The 21000-nt window shown below is 61.7% G+C and carries 24 protein-coding genes, 4 tRNA genes and 3 pseudogenes; 10 read left to right on the top strand and 21 right to left on the bottom strand.

Annotation, left to right across the window (positions count from 1 at the left end; translation table 11 throughout):
• Positions 1–376: 376 nt before the first annotated feature.
• The 3 genes and pseudogenes from HHL21_RS01625 to HHL21_RS21495 all read left to right on the top strand — a co-directional run.
• Positions 377–588: pseudogene (locus tag HHL21_RS01625) on the top strand (MFS transporter); the annotation flags it as partial.
• 102 nt (positions 589–690) lie between these two features.
• On the top strand, positions 691–1644 hold the full coding sequence (locus HHL21_RS01620; protein WP_169463504.1) for a glycine betaine ABC transporter substrate-binding protein: 954 nt from the start codon (positions 691–693) through the stop codon (positions 1642–1644).
• 72 nt (positions 1645–1716) lie between these two features.
• A pseudogene (locus HHL21_RS21495) lies at positions 1717–1821 on the top strand (aldo/keto reductase); the annotation flags it as partial.
• A gap of 27 nt (positions 1822–1848) precedes the next feature.
• On the opposite strand, the gene HHL21_RS01610 reads toward HHL21_RS21495, so the two are convergent.
• The 6 genes from HHL21_RS01610 to dkgB form a co-directional block, all read right to left on the bottom strand.
• Positions 1849–2403, bottom strand: coding sequence for an EAL domain-containing protein (locus HHL21_RS01610; RefSeq protein WP_229495810.1), 555 nt, complete (start codon positions 2401–2403; stop codon positions 1849–1851).
• Positions 2404–2411: 8 nt separating this feature from the next.
• The gene (locus tag HHL21_RS21490; protein ID WP_229495807.1) at positions 2412–2567 is read right to left on the bottom strand and encodes a hypothetical protein; all 156 of its coding nucleotides are present in this window, start codon (positions 2565–2567) and stop codon (positions 2412–2414) included.
• 61 nt (positions 2568–2628) lie between these two features.
• Positions 2629–2967, bottom strand: a complete 339-nt coding sequence (locus HHL21_RS01605; protein WP_169463503.1) for a CzcE family metal-binding protein — start codon at positions 2965–2967, stop codon at positions 2629–2631.
• A gap of 251 nt (positions 2968–3218) precedes the next feature.
• Entirely contained in the window at positions 3219–3557 is a 339-nt protein-coding gene (locus HHL21_RS01600) for a MoaF-related domain-containing protein (RefSeq protein WP_169463502.1), read from the bottom strand.
• Positions 3557–4471 (bottom strand): cyclase family protein, encoded by a 915-nt coding sequence (locus HHL21_RS01595; RefSeq protein ID WP_370659659.1) that lies wholly within the window; start codon positions 4469–4471, stop codon positions 3557–3559. Before HHL21_RS01595 ends, HHL21_RS01600 begins: the two co-directional genes overlap by 1 nt.
• A 154-nt stretch (positions 4472–4625) precedes the next feature.
• On the bottom strand, positions 4626–5429 hold the full coding sequence (gene dkgB, locus HHL21_RS01590) for a 2,5-didehydrogluconate reductase DkgB (protein WP_169463500.1): 804 nt from the start codon (positions 5427–5429) through the stop codon (positions 4626–4628).
• 123 nt (positions 5430–5552) lie between these two features.
• Between dkgB and HHL21_RS01585 the strand changes: the two genes are divergently transcribed.
• The 6 genes from HHL21_RS01585 (at position 5553) to HHL21_RS01560 (ending at position 10016) form a co-directional block, all read left to right on the top strand.
• Entirely contained in the window at positions 5553–6455 is a 903-nt protein-coding gene (locus HHL21_RS01585; RefSeq protein WP_169463499.1) for a LysR family transcriptional regulator, read from the top strand.
• A gap of 429 nt (positions 6456–6884) precedes the next feature.
• On the top strand, positions 6885–7538 hold the full coding sequence (locus HHL21_RS01580) for a MarR family winged helix-turn-helix transcriptional regulator (protein ID WP_169463498.1): 654 nt from the start codon (positions 6885–6887) through the stop codon (positions 7536–7538).
• 95 nt (positions 7539–7633) lie between these two features.
• Entirely contained in the window at positions 7634–8176 is a 543-nt protein-coding gene (locus tag HHL21_RS01575; RefSeq protein WP_169463497.1) for a carboxymuconolactone decarboxylase family protein, read from the top strand.
• Complete coding sequence (locus tag HHL21_RS01570) at positions 8173–8691, top strand: redoxin domain-containing protein (protein WP_169463496.1); 519 nt, start codon at positions 8173–8175, stop codon at positions 8689–8691. Before HHL21_RS01575 ends, HHL21_RS01570 begins: the two co-directional genes overlap by 4 nt.
• A gap of 10 nt (positions 8692–8701) precedes the next feature.
• Entirely contained in the window at positions 8702–9667 is a 966-nt protein-coding gene (locus HHL21_RS01565; RefSeq protein WP_206085502.1) for a glutamine amidotransferase-related protein, read from the top strand.
• Between the two features lie 16 nt (positions 9668–9683).
• Positions 9684–10016, top strand: a complete 333-nt coding sequence (locus HHL21_RS01560) for an MOSC domain-containing protein (protein ID WP_229495805.1) — start codon at positions 9684–9686, stop codon at positions 10014–10016.
• Positions 10017–10155: 139 nt separating this feature from the next.
• On the opposite strand, the gene HHL21_RS01555 is transcribed toward HHL21_RS01560, so the two are convergent.
• Positions 10156–10404: a hypothetical protein gene (locus tag HHL21_RS01555; RefSeq protein ID WP_169463208.1), complete on the bottom strand. Its 249-nt coding sequence runs from the start codon at positions 10402–10404 to the stop codon at positions 10156–10158.
• Between the two features lie 49 nt (positions 10405–10453).
• On the opposite strand from HHL21_RS01555, the pseudogene HHL21_RS01550 reads away from it, so the two are divergent.
• Positions 10454–10759 (top strand): annotated as a pseudogene (locus HHL21_RS01550) (hypothetical protein); the annotation flags it as partial.
• 158 nt (positions 10760–10917) lie between these two features.
• Here the strand turns inward: HHL21_RS01550 and HHL21_RS01545 are convergent.
• From HHL21_RS01545 to lepA, 14 genes are all read right to left on the bottom strand, one after another.
• A tRNA-Cys gene (locus HHL21_RS01545) sits at positions 10918–10991 on the bottom strand.
• A gap of 71 nt (positions 10992–11062) precedes the next feature.
• Positions 11063–11138 (bottom strand) — tRNA-Gly (locus HHL21_RS01540).
• A gap of 44 nt (positions 11139–11182) precedes the next feature.
• Positions 11183–11258 (bottom strand) — tRNA-Gly (locus tag HHL21_RS01535).
• An 86-nt stretch (positions 11259–11344) separates the two neighbouring features.
• Positions 11345–11420, bottom strand: a tRNA-Gly gene (locus HHL21_RS01530).
• Positions 11421–11511: 91 nt separating this feature from the next.
• Positions 11512–12090 (bottom strand): CDP-diacylglycerol--glycerol-3-phosphate 3-phosphatidyltransferase, encoded by a 579-nt coding sequence (gene pgsA, locus HHL21_RS01525; protein ID WP_169463495.1) that lies wholly within the window; start codon positions 12088–12090, stop codon positions 11512–11514.
• 122 nt (positions 12091–12212) lie between these two features.
• Positions 12213–14102 carry an excinuclease ABC subunit UvrC gene (gene uvrC / locus HHL21_RS01520; protein ID WP_169463494.1) on the bottom strand — a complete coding sequence of 630 codons (1890 nt, stop codon included), beginning with the start codon at positions 14100–14102 and terminating at the stop codon, positions 12213–12215.
• A 4-nt stretch (positions 14103–14106) separates the two neighbouring features.
• Positions 14107–14523, bottom strand: a complete 417-nt coding sequence (gene acpS / locus HHL21_RS01515; protein ID WP_169463493.1) for a holo-ACP synthase — start codon at positions 14521–14523, stop codon at positions 14107–14109.
• A complete protein-coding gene (gene pdxJ, locus HHL21_RS01510) occupies positions 14520–15293 on the bottom strand; it encodes a pyridoxine 5'-phosphate synthase (RefSeq protein WP_169463492.1) in 774 nt (257 codons plus the stop codon). Before pdxJ ends, acpS begins: the two co-directional genes overlap by 4 nt.
• Positions 15294–15312: 19 nt before the next feature.
• Positions 15313–16092 carry a DNA repair protein RecO gene (recO, locus tag HHL21_RS01505; RefSeq protein WP_169463491.1) on the bottom strand — a complete coding sequence of 260 codons (780 nt, stop codon included), beginning with the start codon at positions 16090–16092 and terminating at the stop codon, positions 15313–15315.
• A 23-nt stretch (positions 16093–16115) separates the two neighbouring features.
• Positions 16116–17018, bottom strand: coding sequence for a GTPase Era (gene era, locus HHL21_RS01500; protein ID WP_169463490.1), 903 nt, complete (start codon positions 17016–17018; stop codon positions 16116–16118).
• Positions 17015–17785: a ribonuclease III gene (gene rnc, locus HHL21_RS01495; protein ID WP_370659649.1), complete on the bottom strand. Its 771-nt coding sequence runs from the start codon at positions 17783–17785 to the stop codon at positions 17015–17017. The genes era and rnc overlap by 4 nt, the downstream gene beginning before the upstream one ends.
• Positions 17786–17879: 94 nt before the next feature.
• Positions 17880–18308 carry a DUF4845 domain-containing protein gene (locus HHL21_RS01490; RefSeq protein WP_308640215.1) on the bottom strand — a complete coding sequence of 143 codons (429 nt, stop codon included), beginning with the start codon at positions 18306–18308 and terminating at the stop codon, positions 17880–17882.
• Positions 18292–19206, bottom strand: coding sequence for a signal peptidase I (lepB, locus tag HHL21_RS01485; protein WP_169463487.1), 915 nt, complete (start codon positions 19204–19206; stop codon positions 18292–18294). Before lepB ends, HHL21_RS01490 begins: the two co-directional genes overlap by 17 nt.
• Entirely contained in the window at positions 19203–20996 is a 1794-nt protein-coding gene (gene lepA / locus HHL21_RS01480) for a translation elongation factor 4 (RefSeq protein WP_169463486.1), read from the bottom strand. Before lepA ends, lepB begins: the two co-directional genes overlap by 4 nt.
• Between the last annotated feature and the right edge of the window lie 4 nt (positions 20997–21000).

Here is a 21000-nt window from a genome sequence, read left to right as displayed (position 1 = left end):
CTAGTGGAGTTATACAAATTTGGTAATGGAAACTCAACAAACTTTGAAAAATGCTCCGCAGTTTAGCCGCGTTTTCCTAAACAAAGATGTTTTAAAAACCGGGCGCCAGGACCAGAAACGGCAAGCGGGGTCATCGTCCAGGTGCTACCCCAGTGAAGCCGGGCGTTGCTTGGGGATCAGCCGTGCGGCCAAGGGGTGCGGCACCCGCCCCTTGATGAGCAGGTGTGCCGGGAGGAGCACTGAAGGCGGGCTAGCAGCGACGTCGATCATTCGTGACTCCAAGTCAAAAGTGTATTGTCCTGCAAGAGATTTTTCTTTGTGCCGTGAGCCGTCAGACTGCATGCCATCGTCCTCACTCTTCCATAAAGGAACCACCATGCCACTCGCACTCTCGGGCGCTGACGCATTCCGCGTTCGATCGGCACCACCGAATTCGTCATCGCCGGGCGAAGCCCCACCATCGCCGCCAGCCTCGGCGTGTCGACTCCCTCGGCCGGCCTGCTGGTCAGCCTGTACGCATTGGCCGTGACAATCGGCGCTCCGGTGCTGACCGCCCTCTCCGGCAGCATCCCGCGCAAGCAATTGTGCTCGGCCTCATGTCCTGTTCACTTCGTGATCGGCATGGCGGCGCTCACGCGCGCGGCATCGAACACGTCCCCTATCTAATTAAAAAATTGAAGGAGAATCATCATGACCCAAGAGAACCGTTCCGATCGTTTCATCGAGAGTCCGCACCCCGCACAAGGCGCCGGCAATGAACTGCTCAAGCCCATGCGCCGTACGATTTTGCTGGCGGGAGCGAGTGCGCTCGCCAGCGGCTCGGTGTGGGGACAGACCAGCACGAAGCCGCCGATCGTGCTGGGCCAGGTTTCACTGAGTTTCTATGCCGTCACCGGCGCGGTCGTCCATGAGGTGCTGGAGCGGCTGGGCCATTCGGTTGAAGTGCGCCAGGGACCGCACGAGCAGATGTTTCCGCTACTCGCCGAGGGCGCGCTCGATCTTATGGCGGCGGCATGGCTGCCCGAAGGCCATGGCGCCTACTGGGCCCGCTACGGAGGCGGTGCCGAAGAGGTCGCAAAACTCTACGACGGCGCGCGTTTCTTCTGGGGCGTGCCCGACTACGTTCCGGAAGACCAGGTCAAGTCCATCGCCGACCTGGCTAAGCCTGCCGTTGCTGGACGCATGACCAAACTGATCCAGGGCATCGGCACGGGCGCCGCCATCACCACGCTGTCGCAGAAGGCGGTCGGCGACTACGGGCTCGATGCGCTCGGCTATAGCTTCCGTCCGGGTACGGCCGCCGAATGGACCGCTGCCTACGATGCCGCAGTCGCCGAGCGGCGCTGGATCGTGTTCCCGACTTGGGCGCCGCAGTACCTCAACCGCGGCGGCAAGCTGCGGCCGCTGCAGGATCCGCGCCGCGTCCTCGGCGGCGTGAACCATGCTTCGCTGGTCGGCCATCGCGACCGCTTGAAGGCGATCCCGCCGGCAACCCGGGCGGCGCTGGCCCGCATCAACCTCGGTCTCGACGCCGTTACCGAAATGGACTGGCTGGTGAACGTCGAAAAGAAGCTGCCGCGCGAGGCTGCGCGCCAGTGGATGGCGGCGAACCAGGTCCGCGTGGCCGGCTGGCTGAAAGGCTGAGGCGGTTCCGAATCCTGAAGCACGCGCCACGCTCCCACGTCCGTCCACGAGGTTGGAGCGAATTCATCAAGCAAGGCGATCGCGCAACGCCACGGGGTGCCGATCAAGGCTGCGGCGCTGCAATTCTCGTTGGCGCATCCCGCAGTCGCCGCCGCGATTCCCGGCGCATGCCGGCCCGCACTAAGCTTCACGATTGGTGGAATTCTAGATCCAGTTGCGTGTCCATTGCTGCATCTCGGCGGCAGGCATCGGCCTGCTAATAAGGTAACCTTGGGCAATATCGCAACCCAAAGCGATGAGCTGGTCCCACACCGGCTGCGTTTCAACGCCCTCGGCCACCACTTCTTTGCACAAGCGGCGCCCAAGTTCGATCGTCGCGGAAACGATCACGGCAGAATCATGGCTCGACACCATCGGCGCGACAACAGACTGGTCGATCTTGATCGCGTCAACTGGCAGCTTTTGCAGATAGCTGAGGCTGGAGTATCCGGTGCCGTAGTCATCGACGAACAGTTTGACGGCCATCCGCTTCAAGCGTGTCAATGTCTTCAGCGCAGCGGCTGGATCGGCCATCAGGGCGCCCTCGGTCAATTCGAACTGGATCAGTTCGGGCGCCAGGCCCGAGGTGGAAAACAAGCCGCGGACGCGATCGGTCAACCCCGGATCGTACAGATCATGCGCCGAGAGGTTAATCGCGAACGCCAGCGACAAGCCGGCTTCGTGCCAAGCGTGGCTTTGCCTGAACGCGGCTTCCATCATCCAGTTGGTCAGCGGCGTGATACCTGATGCATCGCCGCGTTGGCGCGCCGGATCAGCGCATCGGCGTCGTCGGCATGGGACGGGAACAGCGCAATGCCGATATCGACGCGCGCATCGACCATCAGCGCGCCCACGTGCACCGGCTCGCACAGCGTGGCCAGCAATTTTTGCGCGACCTCGATTGCATACCCGGCGCCGGCGCGTTTCAGGCTAGTTCACGTCGGATTAGTTACCCAAGTACTGCGCGCTAGGCGACACATAAACCTGGACGCCTGCCGTCGAAACGTCTTTCGGGGCGATTTTCTCCAGGTCGAACTGGTTCACGTTTGGATAGGTACTGACGTGCCAGCTGAAGCTCTTGCCGCCGGTGGTAAACTTGACCGTCTCGCCGTTGACCACATTGACCGATTTGGTGCCGGCGTCGAGGGCGATGGTGCGTTGCGCGGCGGTGTCGGAGACGGCTGTGCCGAAATCGGCATCGGTGCCGGTTGGACCGATAGCGTGGGCGCCCGAAGCAAGGACGACGGACAGGAGCAGGATGGCGGCGCGGTTGAGGTTCAGCATGTTGTATTCCGTTGATTAGTGGGTCGAAGCGATATTGCGTCGAGGTATTCATTAGACAGTGCGGGTGTATCCTGGGTGTGTCACCAAGTGTCCGTTGCTTAAGGCTTTGTACCGATGGCGGATCCAGAAATCATCGCCCCTCGTCCGACAACGCGCATGCATGGGGGTGAGGATGCGGCCGCCACGCGGAAGGCGGCCGCACAATCCACAGAACCCGCGCAAAACGAGCTGGCGAGGGCGGCCCAATTGGCTTAAGCGGCGGCCGATGGCGCCAGCGGCGTCAACGTGCCCCGCATGCGGAAGAACTGCAGATCTGGCGTCGTGAAGAAGGTTTGGGACAGGCCGTGGACGAAATCATCGACGTGGACCACGGTTGCGCCACTGGCCTCCTGCCAGGAGATCGAAAATACGCCGGGGGCCACCTCGCGCCATTCGAACGGCGATACGCCTTGCGCGCCTGCATATGCGCCTTCGGTAATGAAGTAGCGCACGCTGCGGCCGTCATCGGCATAGAGATTGTGGGCGGTCAGGCCGGGATAGGCGACGACAAAGCCGCGGCCGGCAAACGGCGGAAGAGCTGGCGTAGTCATTATCGGATCGCCACCGGGTTGATGTTGACTTGGGTGGAGCCCACATACAGCGGCTGTCCCAGCACAAAGAGAAATTCCCACGCTTGATCGCGCACCAATGCGCGGCTGTCGATCAGTTCGAGATTGTAGATACCGCGCTTGGCCAGCATGTATTGATTGACCGGGAATTCTTCGCCTGTAGGATTGGGATACACCTCGGAAGCCCAGGTGTCGCCGCCAAAGGCAACGATGCCTTGATCCGCCAGCCACTGCGCGGCCGCCATGTCGATGCCGGGTTCCGTTTCGAGGAACTGCTTGTCGTCTTTACCGATCAATTCCAGCCAGCCGGTGTTAAACAGCACGACGTCGCCCGTGCGCAGGACCAGGTGCTCTTTCTTCAATACCGCCTTGATATCGGCCACGGTGAACACCGTACCGCCGGGCACGATCGCCTTGCCAAAGTGGGCCGTCATGTCGAGCACGACGCCGCGCGTCACGAGCGGCGGAACCTTCTCGACGCCGAGCTTTTTCACCCCTTCGACCGTGACGAAATCCCGCGCCTTATTGCCGTTGTAATAGACGTTGTCGATGCCGATGTGGCCGATCCCGTTCAGTTGCGTACCTACCCCGGTCCAGGCGACGGCCAATTCATCGTTAAAGCTGAACTTGTTCGGCCCCAGCGTCTGCCCGCCCTGCTCGCCCGGCTGGATGTTGTACAGCTTGAAGCTACGATGGCGGAAGGCAGGCAGGTCCTTGCTGACGGGCACGGCCAGCGGATACGTCTTGCCGGTCTTGACGAGGCTGGCCGCTTGCCTGACCACCGCCGGGCTCAGCAGATTGGCGGCGCCGATCTCGTCCTTGGGACCGTAGGCCGACGGATACCAGCCGTCGGCGGCCATGGCGAACGAGCTACTGATGGCCATGACGAGCGCCATGGTAGAGGGTTTGATGATTTTCATGGAAATCCTTCTCAATTAGTAAGTGTGGGGAGCGGCATGATTTGCAGGGAAGCGCGCAAGCTCGTGCAGTGTCTCGTGCAGCGGCCTGACATGGTCGCCCGCGCTGGCAGCAGGTCCGGTTCGACAGGCCTCAATCCCAGGCTGGCGCCAGGCCGGCCGGACTGACTTCCCGGCCGTTCCGTTCCAGCGCGGCGATCTGCGCCATGTCGTCCTCGCCCAGGCGCAGTTGCTGCGCCAGCAGGTTGCTGGCCAGGTTCTCGCGCCTGGTCGACGATGGAATCACCGAGTAGCCTAGTTGCAGCGCCCAGGCCAGCGCCACTTGCGCCGGCGTGGCGTCGTGGCGCCTGGCGAGCGCAACGATGACCGGGTCTTGCAGCACCTTGCCGTAGGCCAGCGTCATGTACGAGGTGACATGGATGCCCTGCTCCTTTAGGAAGGCCACCAGCTTGCGGTTCTGCAGGTAAGGGCTCAGTTCGATCTGGTTGGTGGCGATGAGATCCTTACCCAGCACGGCGATGGCCTGCGCCACGTTCTCGATGTTGAAATTGGATATCCCGATCTGGCGCGTCAGGCCTTGTTGCTTCGCTTCGGCCAGCGCGGTCATAAACTCTTCCACCGACACGCCATTGCCCGGCGCAGGCCAATGGATCAGGGTCAGGTCGAGGTAGTCGATGCGGAGCTTAGCCAGGCTTTCCTTCAGGCTGGGAATCAGCTTGTCCTTGGCATAGTTGGCGACCCAGATTTTGGTGGTGATAAACAACTGCTCACGTGGCACGCCGGCCGAGGCAATCGCCTGGCCGATTTCGGCTTCATTCGCGTAGATTTGGGCGGTGTCGATGGCCCGATAGCCGACCTCCAGCGCATTGCGTACCGAATCGATAACGGCCTGCCCTTGCAAGCGGAAAGTGCCCGCGCCGAATAATGGAATACTCATGTAAAACTCCTTTGAAGGAAGGGGAAACAGACTGGCTGAACCAATCAATGCGACCAGTGTGCCTGCCTTACTCTTTCTCAAAAAGCAGAGTATTCGCAAAATATATTTGATAATATGTAAAATATGAAGACGACACTCGACGAAATGCAGGCCTTTATCGCGGTGGTGGACAGTGGTTCAATCACCTCCGCGGCAGAGCAACTGGGGCAAACGATCTCCGCCACCAGCCGCACCCTGAGCCGCCTGGAAGAGAAACTGAAGACCACGCTGATGCGCCGCACCACGCGGCGCATGGAACTGACCGACGAAGGTGGCGCCTACCTGGAGCAAGCGCGCAAGATCATCGCCACCGTGGAAGCGGCCGAGGAATTGATGGCGGCCCGCCGCAGCATGCCGGCGGGACAGTTACGGGTCGATGCCGCGTCGCCCTTCATGCTGCACGTGATCGCGCCCCTGGTGGCCGGGTACCGCGCCCGCTATCCGCAAGTCGCGCTTGAGCTCAACAGCAGTGAAGGCATCATCGACTTGCTGGAACGGCGTACCGACGTGGCCATCCGTATCGGCCGCCTGAAGGACTCGACGCTACACGCGACGCCGATCGGCAGCAGCCGCATCCGGGTGCTGGCCAGCCCGGCCTATCTGGCCGCGCACGGCGTACCAGCAAACGTCGCCGAACTGGCGCAGCGCGCCCTACTCGGCTTTAACCAGCCTGAGTCACTCAACGAATGGCCACTGCTCGACGACAGCGGGCAGCCGTTGCATATCCGTCCCGCAATCCGCTCGTCGAGCGGCGAGACCTTGCGCCAATTGGCGTTGAGCGGCGCCGGCATCGCTTGCCTGTCCGACTTCATGACGCGGGACGACCGCCATACGGGCAAACTGACGCAGTTGTTCCCAGACCGCACAGTCGAAATCCGGCAATCGATCAATGCCGTGTATTACCACAACACCGCCCGCTCGGCCCGCATCGACTCGTTCGTCGGTTACCTGAAGAGCAGCTTGGGCGAGACTGGTTTTGACGGGTAGGCAAGGTGCGGCCTGGCCGCCGTCAATATCCGATCTACGCCGTCTTGACCGAGGTGAATAATTCAGCCGCATACGTGCCCTGTTCCCGCGCGCCGTAGCTGGAATTTTTGCGCCCGCCGAACGGCACGTGGTAGTCCAGGCCATGGTGACGCCCGTGAGGGTTGCAGGAACTCCACCGTACAACAGGCGCGACGCTTTGAAAAGACGAGAATTTCTTGCTCACGGCATCACAATTTCTTGTGTGCCCCCGCAGCTGACATTGCTGCGCAACTACCTGGCGCCGGCTTGTGCGTGAAACTCGGGCGGCACGAATTCGGCGATCTCCGCCAGCGCTTGCTAACGTTGCGGGCATGCGTTCAATCTCTGCCCGCACCAACTCCTTTAGTTAGGACTCTTGACTTAATTTGTCCGCGTGATAGAATTCAAACCATGGACATCAAACCAGAAACGCCGTGGGACGGCACACCAGATATATCGGCACGGATCATCGTGGCGATCGGTCGCGTGTCGAGCGTCATGCGGGCCGGAGTATGGGAATTTGCGACTGCTGAAAGTCTGAATCCGACGCAAGCCGAGATCCTTCACTTGCTGAGGGACCGCACCCAGGGCGTCCGATTAACCTGGCTGGCGTCGCAGCTGTCGGTATCGAAAGCCAGCGCCAGCGATTCGGTATCGGCTCTGGTCAGTAAAGGCCTGGTCCGCAAAGCCCGTGCGCAGGATGATGGACGCGCCAGCGCCCTGTGGCTGACCGCGCAAGGCGAAGTGCTGACCGAAAAAATGTCGAAGGCACTGAGCTTCGCCGATGATGCCGCCGCTGCTCTGGAGCGCAAGGTTCAGGAAGAATTGCTCATTGGTCTGTTTAAACTGATTGCCCAACTGCAGAAGGGTGAGCGCTTCCCGGCATTGCGCGCTTGCCTGTCGTGCCGCTTCTTTGAGGCGAACCGGTTCCCCGGCAGCCCCGCGCCGCATCACTGCGCGCTGGTGAAAGCCCCGTTGCCGATATCGTTCCTGAGGATTGACTGCGCCGAACACCAGCCCACCGATCCGGTCAACGAGCGGCAAAACTGGGAAGCATTCGCGTAACTTTTTTTTTGCACTATCTAGTTAGGACTCCTACTAAAGCAGGAATAGCCAGCCCGCTTTACTCCCACATTGGCCACTTTAAAAAAGGAACTACCATGTCCCGCATCGACCTCACTACCGCCGACACCGCACCAGAATCCTCGCGTCCACTGCTCGGCCAGATCCACGCCGCATTCGGCGCAACGCCGAACATGTTCCGCGCAGTCGCCAATTCGCCGGCCGCCCTGACCAGCATGTGGTCGGCCTTCGGCGCGCTCGGCAACGGCACCCTGGGCGCCAAGCTCGGCGAGCAGATCGCGGTGGCGGTTGCCGACATCAACGATTGCGAATATTGCCTCGCCGCGCACACAGCACTGGGCCGCCAGGCAGGCGCATCGGCTGACGAAATGAGCGCCGCACAGGCCGGCCAGTCGCAAGATCCAAAGACTGCAGCTGTGCTGTCGTTTGTCACCACCGTCGTGCGCCAGCGCGCCAAGATCGCCGCCGACGACGTCGACGCCCTGCGCGCTGCGGGCATCACCGAGGGCGAAGTGATGGAAATCATGGCGCACATCGCCCTGAACCTGTTCACCAACTACGTGAATGTCGCGCTCGATGTTCCAGTCGACTTCCCACAAGTGAAGCTGCGCGCGAAATGAACACCCGGACCGACAAACATACCGCGCCCGAACTCGAGGTTGCGGCATGGCTGAACACGCCCGCTCCGCTCAGCCTTTCCGCACTGCGCGGCAAGGTCATCGCGGTCTACGCCTTCCAGATGCTGTGCCCAGGCTGCGTTTCGCACGGCATCCCGCAGGCCAAGAAAATCCGTTCGGTCTTTCCAGCCGATCAGGTCGAGGTGCTCGGGTTGCATACCGTGTTCGAGCACCACGCCGTGATGGGCGCCGCGGCGCTGGAGGCCTTCATCCATGAATACCGGATTGATTTCCCGGTCGGTATTGATCGGCCATCCGACACCGGGCGCATCCCACGCACCATGGAGAAGTACCAGATGCGCGGCACCCCTACCCTGCTGCTGATCGACCGCCAAGGCGTATTGCGGCACCAGCAGTTCGGCATGGCCGACGACATGCAAGTGGGCGCGCGGATTGCCGAACTGCTTCACGAAACCCCTGCCGCTCCACAGTGCGACGACGACGGTTGCCAAATTTAAGAGGTCAATAATGAAGTGTATCGCCCTGTACCACGTCCGCTTTGAAGATCTCGGCAGTTTTGCCGAGCCGCTGGAGCGTCATGGATATGACGTTAGCTATCGCCATGCCGGATCGGCGCCGCTGTCCGACGCGGAATGGCGCGACATCGATCTGGTCGTCATCCTTGGGGGCCCGATCGGCGCCGGCGACAGCGACGCCTATCCCTGGCTGCGCGATGAACTCGCTGGCTTGTCGCTGAGGCTGTCACTACAGCGTCCGACGCTGGGTGTCTGCCTCGGCGCCCAACTGATGGCTGTCGCCCTCGGCGGTCGAGTCGAACGCAGGACTGGTCCGGCCGGGTCAGCTGCGCCGGAAATCGGCTGGTCGACCCTCAACATCGCCGATCAAGATAGTGAATTCAAAGCCATCGATGGCGTCTCCGTACTGCACTGGCACGGCGACAACATCGTGCTGCCGCCAGGGCTCGCCAGCGCCGCTGCTACCGATGGCACACCATGCCAGGGCTTCCAGGTGGGTTCGCATGCGCTGGCCATTCAGTTCCATGCAGAGTTCCAGCCGGCGTCGCTTGAAGAGTGGCTTGCCGGCCACGCGGCGGAACTGGCGCACGCAAGGATCGACCTGCAACGCTTGCGCGACGAGACGCTTTTCCACGGCGACGCGCTGGTGCGATCTGGCCAGGCCTTGCTGGCGGGCTGGCTGGCCGGAATTGGCGCCGCGTCCACGGCTGGCGATGAGGGCGCCAACAACCCACAGGTGCTGTTCCATGACGGCTGCAACGTCTGCCTCGACATCGCCCAGACGCTGGGACTATCGATGCCCGGACTGACGGTGATCGACCTGGGCATGAGGCCTGAGTTGAAAGATGCGGCAGTCGCGCGCGGCATCACTGTCCTGCCAAGTCTGGTGCTCGGCGCGACCGTGATTCCCGTCACGCCGCATTCAGACATCGCCGATATTGGTGCAGGTCATCACTGACTTTGCGATGCGCCGGATGCACACGTCTACTGCCATTGATTCCCTGTTCACCGGCCGTGCCAGGCCCATGGCCGGCGTCGGAGATGTGCCTGTGCTGAGCGGGATCATCAACACATCGCGCGAAGGGCCGGTGATGCTGTCCCGTTCGGGCCTCGAGGGCGATGAACAGGGCGACAAGGTGTTCCACGGCGGGCCCGAAAAAGCGGTCCACCATTATGCGAGCGAACATTACGCACTGTGGCGCGCACAGTTCCCAGGCTCCCCGGTCGCGCTACTGCCAGGCGCGTTCGGAGAAAACATCTCCACCGTGGGCATGACGGAACGCACTGTCTGCATCGGCGACGTTTAGGATATTCAGCATTATGGCGGTGGGGGAGCTGATTACCGACCAACTGCCCACGACTCCGAGCCGCAAGGTGCCGGTCCAATTCGGAACCCGCGTCCTGCTCGGAGGGCTTGCCGGTGCAACGATCGGCACCAGTGCTGGGTTATGGATCGTCGGCGCGATCCTTGGCGCAATGGGTGCAGTGGTGGGCACGTTGGGCGGCGCCACGGCCCGCGCACGACTTGCTGCAAGTTTTGGAAGAGACCGGCCTGCGGCGCTGGTTGAGGACGCAGTCGCCATTATCGGCGCAGTGTTGATAATTGCCGCGCTTTGATAAAGACCTGTTCAAAAAATCGTCTTTCCATAACGTTTCCACCTCGCGCTCAACATCCACCGTGACGCTGGTCTGCATGCCTCCTCGGGGGGCGTCTTGTGTCTCTTGCCTAACTCGGCGCTCTCGTCAGGAACTGGTGGTCGACAAGCGTGCCGGCTTCTTCGTCAACCACGACCTGGCCGGCTATGAAGTACCGGTGCATGCGGATATCCCATACCAGGAAGTCGTTTTCCTGGACGAGACCGATCCGATGTCGTCACCGATGAAGGCCAAGGGCGTTGGCGAGCTTGGCATGTGCGGCGTCGGCGCGGCGGTCGCCAATGCCATCTACAAAGCAGCTGGCACGAGACATCGGACAGTTGGCGTTCCGCATTTCGCAAAGAGTACGAACCCAACTTTCGTGGCATCAGCATCGGCTTTCGCGTCGCGATGACGGCGCCTGGCAAATAGCCGGGTGTGGGACCCCATCAGCGACTACCCAGAACTCTCCAGAGGGTGGCCACAGTCCTCCCAATACAAAAAAGCCAATCTCCTAATGGAGATTGGCTTTTTTTAGTCAGCTCAATTCATCATAACTTGAGCATGCTATTCTGGAGGCGAGGACGGGAATCGAACCCGTCTAAACGGCTTTGCAGGCCGCTGCATAACCTCTTTGCTACCTCGCCAGAAACTTTGCTGCACAGCTTTTAGGGGCTGTAAGAAAAAACGCGGCCTGGCCGCGTAGTTTCAGGAATTCTGGAGCGGGAGAAGAGTCTCGAACTCTCGACCTCAACCTTGGCAAGGTTGCGCTCTACCAACTGAGCTACTCCCGCATTGGAGCTTACTATTTACTACACCACGACTGCTTCCAGATAACTGGAGCGGGAGAAGAGTCTCGAACTCTCGACCTCAACCTTGGCAAGGTTGCGCTCTACCAACTGAGCTACTCCCGCATTTGCAAGACAACGATTATCGCAGAAACGGGCCAGCTTTCCAAGGATAACGTTCATCTTTTGCTACGGCGACTGCTCCGAAAAACTGGAGCGGGAGAAGAGTCTCGAACTCTCGACCTCAACCTTGGCAAGGTTGCGCTCTACCAACTGAGCTACTCCCGCGTCGTCACAACAGGCAGGCATTATAGATGATCTAAACGGGTTGTCAAGGTTGCTTGCGCAAACTATTTTTCCCGAGTCATCCGCCCTGCCCTTACAGCGCGCCCCGCTCCTTGATCAGCGGCCAGGCCAGGCGCATGTAGTAGAACATCGACCACACCGTCAGGATCGCCGCGACGAACATCAGGTATTCGCCCACTGCCTGCGTGTCGATCACGTTGAACAGGCGGTCATGGAACAGCAGCAGCGGAATCGCGGTCATTTGCGCGGCGGTCTTGATCTTGCCGAGCGAGCTGACGGCCACCGAACGCGATGCGCCGATTTGCGCCATCCACTCGCGCAGCGCCGAAATGGCGATTTCGCGGCCGATAATGATGAAGGCGATGAAGTGGTCGACGCGATCGAGGTTGACCAGCACCAGCAGCGCGCCCGCCACCATCAGCTTGTCGGCGACCGGGTCGAGGAAGGCGCCGAAGGCGGAGGTCTGGTTCCAGCGCCGCGCGAGGAAGCCGTCGAACCAGTCGGTGACGGCGGCAACGATGAACACGAGCGTCGCGGCCAGGTCCTGGTCGGAGCGCGGCAGCCAGTGGAGCGGGAGGTAATACACGCCTACAACCAGGGGAATCAGCGCTACACGCAACCAGGTCAGGAGAATCGGGATGTTAAAAGGCATAAGGGGGCGCACAGGCTGGTTAGCGTTTGAAATACTTGCGCCGCTAGTCTACCCTGCTCTTGGTGTTTTAACCAGTTAGCTCATGCATACGGGACGGCTGTACGTAGCGCCACTAGCGGTGCTTAGTGAAGCTGCTTGTAGATTTCTTCGGCCAGCTGGTTCGAGATGCCTTCCACCGACATCAGGTCTTCCACGCTCGCATCGATGACGCCACGCAGGCCTCCAAAGCGCGCCAGCAGGCGCTGGCGGCGTTTGGCGCCGATACCCTCGATTTCTTCCAGGCGCGACGTCTGGCGCGTTTTAGCGCGCTTGGCGCGCATGCCGGTGATCGCGAAGCGGTGCGCTTCGTCGCGGATCAGCGCCACCAGCATCAGCGCCGCCGATTCCTTGCCCAGTTCCTGCGGCGCGCGGCCGTCAGCGAAAATCAGGGTCTCAAGCCCCACGCGGCGCCCTTCCCCCTTGGACACGCCGACGATCAGGCTGATGTCGAGCCCAAGCTCCGAGAACACCTGGCGCGCCATTTCGACCTGGCCCTTGCCGCCGTCGACCAGCACGACGTCCGGCATCACGCCGTCGCCATTCGCCACCTTTTCGTAGCGCCGCTGCAGCACCTGGCGCATCGCCGCGTAGTCGTCGCCCGGCGTGATGCCGTTGATATTGTAGCGGCGGTACTCGCCGTTCTGCATCGCGTGATGATGGAACACCACACACGACGCCTGCGTCGCTTCGCCTTGCGTATGGCTGATGTCGAAGCATTCGATGCGCAGCGTGTCGAGGTCTTCGGCGTCGAGCGACAGCGCATCGGCCAGCGCGCGCGTACGCGATTGCTGCGAGCCCTGCTCGGACAGCAATCGCGCCAGCGCGATCTCCGCGCCCTTCTGCGCCAGCTCCAGCCACTGGCGGCGCTGCCCCTGCGGCTGGAAGATCAGGTTGATGCGATGGCCGCATTGCTCGGTCAGCGCGACTATCAGGGCGGGCTGGTCGAATTCGATATTCAGAATCAGCGTGCCGGGGATGAAGCTCTCGCTGTAGTGCTGCGCCAGGAAGGCAGCCAGCACTTCAACTTCCATCGGCGACTCCGCCACCACCGCCGCATCGATCACATGCGCCGGGAAGTAGGCGCGGTCGCCCAGGTGGCGTCCGCCGCGCACCATCGCGAGGTTGACGCAGGCGCGCCCGCCCTGCACCACCACGGCGATGACGTCGACGTCGGCGTCGCCGGTGGTCTCCATGCTCTGCGAGTGCAGCACGCGCGACAGCGACTGGATCTGGTTGCGCACCGTCGCCGCCTGTTCGAACTTCAGGTCCATCGCGAACGCCTGCATCTTCGCTTCAAGGTCCGCCAGCACTTCCGACTGGCGGCCACGCAGGAACTTGGCCGCGTTGTCGACGTCGATTCGGTAGTCCGCCACGCTGATCGCTTCCACGCACGGTCCGCTGCAGCGGCCGATCTGGTGCAGCAGGCATGGGCGCGTGCGGTTCGAATACACGCTGTCTTCGCAGGTGCGCAGCATGAAGACCTTCTGCAGCACCTGCATCGATTCCTTGACCGCCCACGCGCTCGGGAAAGGCCCGAAGTACTGGCTCTTCTTGTCGACCGCGCCGCGGTAGTAGGCCATGCGCGGCACTTCCTGTCCGCTGATCTTCAGGTAGGGATAAGATTTATCGTCGCGGAACAAGATGTTGTAGCGCGGCTTGAGCGACTTGATCAGGTTACTTTCGAGGATCAGCGCTTCCGCTTCGCTGCTGGTCACCGTGGTCTCAAGGCGCGCGATGCGCTCGACCATCATTGCGATCCGAGGGCTCGACAGATTCTTCTGGAAGTAGCTCGATACGCGCTTTTTCAGGTCGCGCGCCTTGCCGACGTACAGCACGGCGTCGCTGGCGTCGAAGTAACGGTACACGCCCGGGAGGTTGGGCAGCTTGGTTACCGTGGCCAGTACCAGTTCGCGGGCACCCGGCGCTGGCGGCGGCAGCGCGCCGGGAGTGGCTTCAGGGGTGGCTTCAGTCATTCGCTTACTCGATGCTGTTCGTCGCTGCCGGCTCTTGCGTCACGATGACGAAGGCGACGCCGTAGTCGGCTTCGTCGCTGATCGTCACCTGTGCACTGAGCCTGTGCTTGCGCATGAATTCTTCCAGCTTGCCGCTGCAGACGATCACCGGCTTGCCGCCGGGGGCGTTCAGCATTTGCGCGGAGCGCCACGTCATCGGCATGCGCATGCCCAGCCCGATCGCCTTCGAAAAGGCTTCCTTGGCCGAGAACCGCGTGGCCAGGAAACGCATCCCGCGCAACTCGTGCTTGGCGCGGCGGGCGTGGAATTTGACCAGCTCCTCCGGGCCCAGGATCTTCCCGGCGAAACGGTCGCCGTTGCGCGCGAGGGCTGCCTCGATGCGCGAGATCTGGACGATGTCGGTGCCGATCCCGTAAATCATTTTACCTGCGCCAGCGATACGCCGAGGCGCGCGGCGACCATAATCGCCTTCATTTCGCGCACCGCGTTTTCCCAGCCCGCGAACACCGCGTGGGCGACCATCGCGTGGCCGATATTCAGCTCGCCGATGTCACCAATCGCGGCGATCGCCTGCACGTTGGTGTAGTGCAGGCCGTGGCCTGCGTTAACCTTCAGGCCATGCTCGACGCCGACGCGCGCGCCTGCCTTGATGCGGTCCAGTTCAAACGCCAGTTCGGCGCCATGCGCTTCAGCGTAGCGGCCGGTGTGCAGTTCGATCACAGGCGCGCCGACTGCCGCTGCCGCGGCGATCTGCTGCGCGTCGGCGTCGATGAACAGGCTGACACGGATGCCTTCGGCCTGCAGCTGCTTGACGGCTGCCTCGACCTCGTTGTAGTAGCGCAGCACATCGAGCCCGCCTTCGGTCGTGACTTCCTCGCGCCGCTCGGGCACCAGGCAAACATCCTGCGGGCGGATCGAACATGCGAAGTCGATCATCTCCTGCGTTACCGCGGCTTCCAGGTTCATGCGCGTCATCAGCTGCGGGCGGATCGCGACCACGTCGGCGTCCTTGATGTGGCGGCGGTCCTCGCGCAGGTGCAGCGTGATGACGTCGGCGCCGGCCTGTTCGGCCAGCAGCGCCGCGCGCACAGGGTCCGGGTAGACGGTGCCGCGCGCATTGCGCAGTGTCGCCACGTGGTCGATGTTGACGCCCAGGTCGATGACAGGGCCGGTAGGTTGCAGGAAGCTCATGGCGTTTTTTCTTGGTTAACTATAGCTGCATCAGGTCGATCAGGATCTGGCGGGTGTTCAACGTTGCGCCGCCCAGCTGGTAGGCGAGCAAAAAGCGCATCAGCTGCTTGCTTTGCATCTGCGTGACCGGGTCGAGGTAATCTTCATTTTCCATGTCGATCAGCGTCTTGCCGCTGACGACAGGCCAGGTGTCGGAGACGCGCGCAACGCGCGGTCCGCGCTCGGGATCGACCACGTAGTCCTGGGTCGCGCCCACCGGCCCGCGCGTGCTGGTGCAGCGGGTCAGGTCGGCGGCGACGCCAGTCTCCTTAAGTAAGGCCCGTTCGAATTTTCGCAAGACCGTCTGCGCAGGTTCGTTGTGGGCCAGCTGGTTCAGGGTGGAGACGTACTGGTCGAACAATACGGGATGCGGGTCGTCGCGCGCGAGCAGCTTGACCAGCAGTTCGTTCAGGTAAAAGCCGCACAGCAGCGCGGTCTTTTCGAGCGGGAGCATGCCGCCTACCCACTCGGCGTCGATCAGCGTGCGCAGTTCGGATTTGCCGCTCCACGAGGTGGACAGCGGCTGGAAGGTTTGCAGCGCGCCGCGCAGCTGGGAGTGCGGGCGCTTGGCGCCTTTCGCCACCACGCCGATACGCCCGAAGTCGCGCGTGAACAGGTCGACGATCAGGCTGGTTTCTTTATACGGATAGCTGTGCAGGACGAATCCGGGCTGGCCGAGGATCCGGTGGTCGCGCGCCGGGGCGCGCAAACGCCGCGGCGCAGGCGCGGTGACAGTCGTATCGGCGTCGAGGGTCGGCATGCCTGCTTGGTGGCCTCGTGCGCTTACTCGTAGCCGTAGGCGCGCAGGCCTGCTTCGTTGTCGGCCCAGCCGGACCTGACCTTGACCCAGATCTCGAGATACACCGGGCCGCCGAACAGCTTTTCCATGTCGAGCCTGGCCTGGGTCGAGACTTCCTTCAGGCGCGCGCCCTTGTTCCCGATGACCATCGACTTTTGCGTGTCGCGTTCGACCAGGATGACGGCGAAGATGCGGCGCAGGTCGCCCTCCTGCTCGAACTTCTCGATCATGACGGTGCTGGTGTAAGGCAGTTCGTCGCCCACTAAACGGAACAGCTTTTCGCGCACGATTTCCGAGGCGAGGAATTTCTCGCTGCGGTCGGTAATGTCGTCCGGGCCGAACACCGGCGGGTTCTCAGGCATGAAACGCTTGATTTCGTTTTGCAGCGCGTCGAGCTGGAAGCGCAGCTTGGCCGACACCGGCACGATCGCGGCGAAACTGAATTTCGAGGCGACGTTCTGCGCGAACGGCATCAGCGCCGCCTTGTCCTTGACGCGGTCGGCCTTGTTGATCACCAGGATCACCGGCACGTCCGGCGGCAGCAGGTCGATCACTTGCTGGTCGGCCGGGCCGAAGGTGCCCGCTTCGATCAGGTACAAAATGACGTCGGCCGAGACCAGGGTGTTCGTGACCGTCTTGTTCAGCGTGTTATTCAGCGCGTTCGAGTGGCGCGTCTGGAAGCCCGGCGTGTCGACGTAGATGAATTGCGCGTCGTCCAGCGTCTGGATGCCGGTGATGCGGTGGCGCGTGGTCTGCGCCTTGCGCGAGGTGATCGACACCTTGGCGCCGATCAGCTGGTTCATCAGGGTCGATTTGCCGACGTTCGGGCGGCCGACGATGGCGATATAGCCACAGCGGAAGTTGTCTGGGGTGCTTGTGGTGTTCATGCTGACTTCGTTTCTGGATGCGTTTGTTTCGGAGCCTTGCCATCGGCAGCGGCGTTGGCTGGCACGTCGGCCGGCGCTTCGCTGCTCTGGATGGTGGCGATGCCGGCCAGCTTGAGCTGGGCGGTGCGTGGTTTGGACTTGCGTGCGCCGCCTGGCGCTTTGGCCAGCGCCTGTTCGGCGGCGTCGAGCGCGAGGCGGGCCGCGGCCTGCTCGCCGGCGCGGCGGCTGCCGCCACGGCCGTACACCTGGATGCCGAGCTTGGGCACCAGGCATTCGATCTCGAATTCCTGGCTGTGCGCGGCGCCGTGGGTGGCGACGACGTTATAGGTCGGCAGCGAGATTTTTTTACTTTGCAAAAATTCCTGCAGCAGGGTCTTGGCGTCCTTGCCGAGCGTGCGCGGGTCGACCGTGTCGAGGATCGGGATGTAGAAGGCGCGGATCACGTCGCGCGCGGCGTTGAAGCCGGCGTCGAGGAAGATCGCGCCGAGCAGCGCTTCGAGGGTATCGGCGAGGATCGACGGACGGCGGAAACCGCCCGACTTCAGTTCGCCCTCGCCCAGGCGCAGGAACTGCGACAGCTCGAGCTTCTGCGCGATTTCGTACAGCGACTGCTGCTTGACCAGGTTGGCGCGCAGGCGCGACAGGTCGCCTTCGTCGAGCGCGTTGAAGCGCTCGTAGAGGACCGAGGCCACCACGCAGTTGAGGATCGAATCGCCGAGGAACTCAAGCCGTTCGTTATGCAAACTGCTGTGGCTACGGTGCGTCAAGGCTTGCTGCAACAGGCCAGCATCCTGGAACGTGTAACCTAAGCGTGTCTGCAGTAACGGTAAATTCATTGTCGATAATCTTGGTTGGGCAGCCTTACTCGTTTGCCGGTTTCTGGGCTACTGCCCCGCTTTTATCCGTCGTGCCCGCGAAATCGATCAGCAGGCTGACATTGGAAACCAGCGGAATGCGCTTTTCGTATTCGAAGCTGATTTCCGTTTCGCCGGTTTCCTTGCTGATGACAAGGTCGCGTCCTTTGATCGCATCGACATTGTTAATGTCGGCATTCTTATCGAACGACAGCTGCATTTCACGCACCGTTCCGCCGGCCTCCTTGGCTACGGCGATGCCATCCTTTACCGCACTATACTCCGCATACGCCGGCACTGTTTTCATGGCGATGATCGCGATAAACCCCATGATCGCCAATACGAGGATCAGGCCGGTCAGCGAGACGCCGCGCTGGTATTTGCCAAAAACATAAGAAACCATCTGCTTTTCCTTCAGACTAGTGTATCCCGCCAATGCGTTTTGGGTTACTGAAGTTCATCCAGACGAAGAACGCCTTGCCGACAATGTTCTTGTCAGGAACAAAACCCCAGTAACGGCTGTCGAGACTGTGGTCCCGATTATCGCCCATCATAAAGTAATTGCCCGCAGGAACGGTACAGGTAAATTTTTCGTAGGAAAAATCACACGCTTCGCGTTTCGGGAAATTCTCGACGATGGCGACTTCGACGCCTGGCTTGTTGTCGGAATTGAGGATGCGGTGCGGCACGCCGGTCAGGTTCTCGACCAGCTGCTTGTGGTAGACCGGGCTTTCGTCGTCCAGGTAGTCGTCCAGCGGCGTGTAGGCGACCGGCTGGCCATTGACGCTCAGGCGCTTGTTTTCATAGACGATGGTGTCGCCCGGCACGCCGACGACGCGCTTGATGTAGTCCTGGCTCATGTCGTTCGGATACTTGAACACCATCACGTCGCCGCGCTGCGGGTTGTTGACGTCGACGACCTTCTTGTTCAGCACCGGCAGGCGGATGCCGTAGGTGAACTTGTTCACCAGGATCAGGTCGCCCACCAGCAGGGTCGGGACCATCGAGCTCGACGGGATCTTGAACGGCTCATACAGGAAGGAGCGCAGGAAGAACACCAGCGCGATCACCGGGAAGAAGCTGCCCGAATATTCGATCCAGGTCGGCTGGCGCAGCAGCGCCGTTTCGATCGCCTGGCGGCTGGTGTTATCGATCTTCAGGCCTTCGGCGGTCAGCTTGGCGTTGCGCGCGTCGAACGCGGCCAGCGCCTTGTCGGCGGTAATGCGGCGCTGCTTGGCAAAGTAGAAGATATCCAGGAACCAGATAATGCCCGTGAAGACCATCGCCACGAACAGGATCAATGCAAAATTACCCAAGATCATTTGCAGGTTCATTTATCGTCCACTTGTAAAATTGCCAGGAATGCTTCTTGCGGGATCTCCACCGAGCCCACTTGCTTCATGCGTTTCTTACCGGCCTTCTGCTTCTCCAGCAGTTTCTTCTTGCGGCTGATGTCGCCGCCGTAGCACTTGGCCAGCACGTTCTTGCGCAGCGCCTTGACGTTCTCGCGCGAGATCACGTTGACGCCGATGGCGGCCTGGATCGCGACGTCGAACATCTGGCGCGGGATCAATTCGCGCATCTTGGCGGCCACCTGGCGGCCGCGGTAAGTTGCGTTGGCGCGGTGGACGATGATCGCCAGCGCGTCGACCTTCTCGCCGTTGATCAGCATGTCGACCTTGACCACGTCCGACGCACGGTATTCCTTGAACTCGTAGTCCATCGACGCGTAGCCGCGCGAGGTCGACTTCAGCTTGTCGAAGAAGTCGAGCACGATTTCGGCCATCGGCATTTCGTAGACCAGCTTGACCTGGCGGCCGTGGTAGCTCATGTCCATCTGCACGCCGCGCTTGCCGATGCACAGCGTGATCACCGAGCCCACGTACTCTTGCGGCATGTACAGGTTGACGGTGACGATCGGCTCGCGCACTTCCAGGATGCGGGTCGGTTCCGGCATCTTGGACGGGTTGTCGACCTTGACGATCGAGTTGTCGCGCATCACCACTTCGTACACCACGGTCGGCGCCGTGGTGATCAGGTCCATGTCGAATTCGCGCTCCAGGCGCTCCTGCACGATCTCCATGTGCAGCAGGCCGAGGAAGCCGCAGCGGAAGCCGAAGCCCAGCGCCTGCGATACTTCCGGCTCGTACATCAGGGCGGCGTCGTTCAGCTTCAGCTTTTCCAGCGAATCGCGCAGCGCGTCGTACTGGTTCGCTTCGACCGGGAACAGGCCGGCGAACACCTGCGGCTGGACTTCCTTGAAGCCTGGCAGCGGTGCGGCGGCCGGACGCGCCACGTGGGTGACCGTGTCGCCCACTTTAGCGGCCTTCAGTTCCTTGATGCCTGCGATGACGAAGCCTACCTGGCCAGCCGAGATTTCCGGCAGCGACACCGAACGCGGGGAAAATACGCCGACGCTCTCGACCAGCTGCGGCGAACCGGTCGCCATCAGCAGGATTTTATCTTTCGGTTTCAGGGTGCCGTTCATCACGCGCACCAGCATCACCACGCCGACGTAGTTATCGAACCACGAGTCGACGATCAGCGCCTGCAGCGGCGCGGCCGGGTCGCCTTTCGGCGGCGGCACCCTGGCGATCAGCGATTCCAGCACGTCTTCGACGCCCAGGCCGCTCTTGGCCGAGCACTTGACGGCGTCGGCCGCGTCGATGCCGATCACGTCTTCGATTTCGGCGATCGCGTTGGCCGGGTCGGCGTGCGGCAAGTCGATCTTGTTGAGGACCGGCACCACTTCCACGCCCAGGTCGAGCGCGGTGTAGCAGTTGGCCACGGTCTGGGCTTCCACGCCCTGGGATGCATCGACCACCAGCAGCGCGCCTTCGCAGGCCGACAGCGAGCGCGAGACTTCATAGCTGAAGTCGACGTGGCCCGGCGTGTCGATCAGGTTCAGGTTGTACACCACGCCATCGCGCGCCTTGTAGTGCAGCGCTGCCGTCTGGGCCTTGATGGTAATGCCGCGCTCGCGCTCCAGGTCCATCGAATCGAGCACCTGCGCTTCCATGTCGCGGTCGGACAAGCCGCCGCAGATCTGGATGATGCGGTCGGCGAGGGTCGACTTGCCGTGGTCGATGTGGGCGATGATGGAGAAGTTACGTATGTTGTTCATTAAC

It is taken from the genome of Massilia polaris (genome assembly GCF_012927275.1).
GTDB classification, from domain to species: Bacteria; Pseudomonadota; Gammaproteobacteria; order Burkholderiales; family Burkholderiaceae_D; genus Telluria_A; species Telluria_A polaris.
The sequence above is the reverse complement of the archived record's forward strand: the minus strand, read 5'-3'. Positions and strand labels throughout refer to the sequence as shown.

Bases quoted from the DNA above. Each gene is read 5' to 3' on its own strand.
- HHL21_RS01620 (WP_169463504.1), top strand. From the start codon at position 691: ATGACCCAAGAGAACCGTTCCGATCGTTTCATCGAGAGTCCGCACCCC.
- HHL21_RS01610 (WP_229495810.1), bottom strand. From the start codon at position 2,403: ATGATGGAAGCCGCGTTCAGGCAAAGCCACGCTTGGCACGAAGCCGGC.
- HHL21_RS01605 (WP_169463503.1), bottom strand. From the start codon at position 2,967: ATGCTGAACCTCAACCGCGCCGCCATCCTGCTCCTGTCCGTCGTCCTT.
- HHL21_RS01600 (WP_169463502.1), bottom strand. From the start codon at position 3,557: ATGACTACGCCAGCTCTTCCGCCGTTTGCCGGCCGCGGCTTTGTCGTC.
- HHL21_RS01595 (WP_370659659.1), bottom strand. From the start codon at position 4,471: ATGGCGCTCGTCATGGCCATCAGTAGCTCGTTCGCCATGGCCGCCGAC.
- dkgB (WP_169463500.1), bottom strand. From the start codon at position 5,429: ATGAGTATTCCATTATTCGGCGCGGGCACTTTCCGCTTGCAAGGGCAG.
- HHL21_RS01585 (WP_169463499.1), top strand. From the start codon at position 5,553: ATGAAGACGACACTCGACGAAATGCAGGCCTTTATCGCGGTGGTGGAC.
- HHL21_RS01580 (WP_169463498.1), top strand. From the start codon at position 6,885: ATGGACATCAAACCAGAAACGCCGTGGGACGGCACACCAGATATATCG.
- HHL21_RS01575 (WP_169463497.1), top strand. From the start codon at position 7,634: ATGTCCCGCATCGACCTCACTACCGCCGACACCGCACCAGAATCCTCG.
- HHL21_RS01570 (WP_169463496.1), top strand. From the start codon at position 8,173: ATGAACACCCGGACCGACAAACATACCGCGCCCGAACTCGAGGTTGCG.
- HHL21_RS01565 (WP_206085502.1), top strand. From the start codon at position 8,702: ATGAAGTGTATCGCCCTGTACCACGTCCGCTTTGAAGATCTCGGCAGT.
- HHL21_RS01560 (WP_229495805.1), top strand. From the start codon at position 9,684: ATGCACACGTCTACTGCCATTGATTCCCTGTTCACCGGCCGTGCCAGG.
- HHL21_RS01555 (WP_169463208.1), bottom strand. From the start codon at position 10,404: ATGCAGACCAGCGTCACGGTGGATGTTGAGCGCGAGGTGGAAACGTTA.
- pgsA (WP_169463495.1), bottom strand. From the start codon at position 12,090: ATGCCTTTTAACATCCCGATTCTCCTGACCTGGTTGCGTGTAGCGCTG.
- uvrC (WP_169463494.1), bottom strand. From the start codon at position 14,102: ATGACTGAAGCCACCCCTGAAGCCACTCCCGGCGCGCTGCCGCCGCCA.
- acpS (WP_169463493.1), bottom strand. From the start codon at position 14,523: ATGATTTACGGGATCGGCACCGACATCGTCCAGATCTCGCGCATCGAG.
- pdxJ (WP_169463492.1), bottom strand. From the start codon at position 15,293: ATGAGCTTCCTGCAACCTACCGGCCCTGTCATCGACCTGGGCGTCAAC.
- recO (WP_169463491.1), bottom strand. From the start codon at position 16,092: ATGCCGACCCTCGACGCCGATACGACTGTCACCGCGCCTGCGCCGCGG.
- era (WP_169463490.1), bottom strand. From the start codon at position 17,018: ATGAACACCACAAGCACCCCAGACAACTTCCGCTGTGGCTATATCGCC.
- lepB (WP_169463487.1), bottom strand. From the start codon at position 19,206: ATGAACCTGCAAATGATCTTGGGTAATTTTGCATTGATCCTGTTCGTG.
- lepA (WP_169463486.1), bottom strand. From the start codon at position 20,996: ATGAACAACATACGTAACTTCTCCATCATCGCCCACATCGACCACGGC.